This window comes from Nostoc sp. UHCC 0251, from assembly GCF_034932245.1.
In the GTDB taxonomy this organism is placed as follows: domain Bacteria; phylum Cyanobacteriota; class Cyanobacteriia; order Cyanobacteriales; family Nostocaceae; genus Nostoc.
This window is the reverse complement of the sequence record NZ_JAYGHD010000516.1, coordinates 1-2,280: the sequence shown is the minus strand read 5'-3', so window position 1 is coordinate 2,280 and position 2,280 is coordinate 1. Positions and strand designations below refer to the sequence as shown.

Here is a 2,280-nt window from a genome sequence, read left to right as displayed (position 1 = left end):
CATTGAACTCTCCCACTAGCGAACCTGCACAAGCGCAGGCTTTGAGGGGTGTGGTAAGAAATCCGGGTAACGCACTTACAAATAAATCAACCCTTAAACTTCAACATCCAAAGTACGCACTAAAAAAGCCCATTTGTCTGCGGCTTCTTCGATAATTTTAGCCGTGGGTTTACCCGCACCATGTCCTGCTTTAGTCTCAATTCTAATTAACACTGGTGCATCACCTGCGTGAGCCTCTTGTAAAGCTGCGGCAAATTTGAAACTATGAGCAGGGACAACGCGATCATCATGATCGGCTGTGGTAATTAAGGTTGCTGGATAAGCTGTATCTAGTTTGATGTTGTGTAGTGGCGAATAAGCATACAGCGCTGGAAACTCTTCTGGATTATCTGCTGAACCAAATTCGGCAGTCCAAGCCCAACCAATGGTAAATTTGTGGAATCGCAACATATCCATGACGCCGACGGCGGGTATTGCTGCACCAAACAAATCGGGACGTTGCGTTATACAAGCACCCACCAATAAACCACCATTACTACCACCTGCGATCGCTAGCTTCTCAGTCTTAGTATACTTATTAGCAATCAACCACTCAGCAGCGCCAATAAAGTCATCAAAGACATTCTGCTTTTTATCCTTCATTCCTGCTTGGTGCCATTCTTCACCGTATTCTCCACCGCCGCGTAGATTAGGCATAGCATAGACACCACCCATCTCCATCCACACCAAAAGATTTACAGAAAAACCAGGTGTCATTGAAACATTAAAACCACCATAGGCATAGAGATAAGTCGGGTTATTTCCATCTAACTTTATGCCCTTTTTATGAGTGATAAACATTGGTACTTTAGTACCATCTTTGCTATGATAAAAGACTTGTTTCGTCTCGTAATCATCAGGATTAAAATCTACTTGTGGCTGGCGGAAAATGGTACTTTTACCAGTTACCATATCGTAGCGATAGATAGTTCCTGGTATGGTGAAACTGGTGAAACTATAAAAAGTTTCGGTATCATGACGCTTCCCTCCAAAACCTCCGGCTGAACCGAGTCCAGGTAATTCTACCTCACGAATAAACTTACCTTTGAGGTCAAAAATTTTAATTTGGCTGTGAGCATCTTTAAGGTAATCAGCAACAAATTGGTTATTGAGTATCCCGACAGTTTCCAAAGTTTCTGCTGATTGGGGAATGATTTCTCGCCAATTTTTTGATGCAAAGCTTTTGGTGTCAATTGCAATAACTCTTCCTCGTGGTGCATTTAAATCCGTGCGGAAATAAAACACGCTATCATCATTATCGATAAAGCTGTAATCTGCCTCAAATTGGTTTATTAGTTCTACGACTTCAGTATTGGGGTTAGTCAAATCTTTAAAGAAAACCAAATTTTTGGAGTCAGTTCCCAGCCAAATTGAAATTATTAAATAGCGTCCATCTTCAGTAACACCGCCACTAAAACCCCATTCCTTTTGGTCAGGGCGATGGTAAATTAGTACATCTTCTGATTGGGGTTTACCTAGTTGATGATAGTAGAGCTTTTGATAATAGTTAACATCTTCTAATTGAGTTTTTTCATTTGGCTCATCGTAGCGGCTATAGAAGAAACCTTGATTATCATGTGTCCACGACGCGCCGGAAAATTTAATCCATTTCAAGTGGTCTTGTAGGTCTTCACCAGTTTCGACATCACGTACTTTCCACTCTTGCCAATCAGAACCAGAGGCGGATAGACCGTATGCTAAAAGTTTACCATCTTCGCTAATAGACAATCCTGAAAGAGCAACAGTGCCATCTTCTGAAAGTTTATTAGGGTCGAGTAAAACTTTGGGTTGTCCGTCGAGAGTTTTCAGAGTGTAGAGGACGCTTTGGTTTTGCAGTCCATCATTTTTAAAATAAAAGTAGCGTTCACCTTCTTTAAAAGGGATGCCATATTTTTCATAATCCCAAAGTTTGGTGAGGCGCTGTTTAATTTTTTCCCTGGTAGGAATTTCACTCAAGTAGCCAAAAGTAATTTGATTTTGTGCCTCAATCCAAGTCTTTGTTTCTTCAGAGTCAGGATCTTCTAACCAACGGTAAGGATCTACAACTAAAGTACCGTGGTAGTTATCGACTTGATTGCTTTTGTGGCTGGATGGGTAGGTGAGGGCTTTTTTAGAAGAGGGCATAATCTCAGGTCAAAAGTGCTTCTTTACATACTACAAAGATAGACCTAAGACATGGAGTATATACCCGTATTTCTCACAAGCTTCAGGCGTTTGATGGAGCAGAGGGGCAGAGGGGAA

General features: G+C 41.4%; 1 protein-coding gene. It reads right to left on the bottom strand.

Going from position 1 to position 2,280, the window contains the following annotated elements:
• Positions 1-93: 93 nt before the first annotated feature.
• Positions 94-2,163: a prolyl oligopeptidase family serine peptidase gene (locus VB740_RS36455; protein ID WP_323204672.1), complete on the bottom strand. Its 2,070-nt coding sequence runs from the start codon at positions 2,161-2,163 to the stop codon at positions 94-96.
• Between the last annotated feature and the right edge of the window lie 117 nt (positions 2,164-2,280).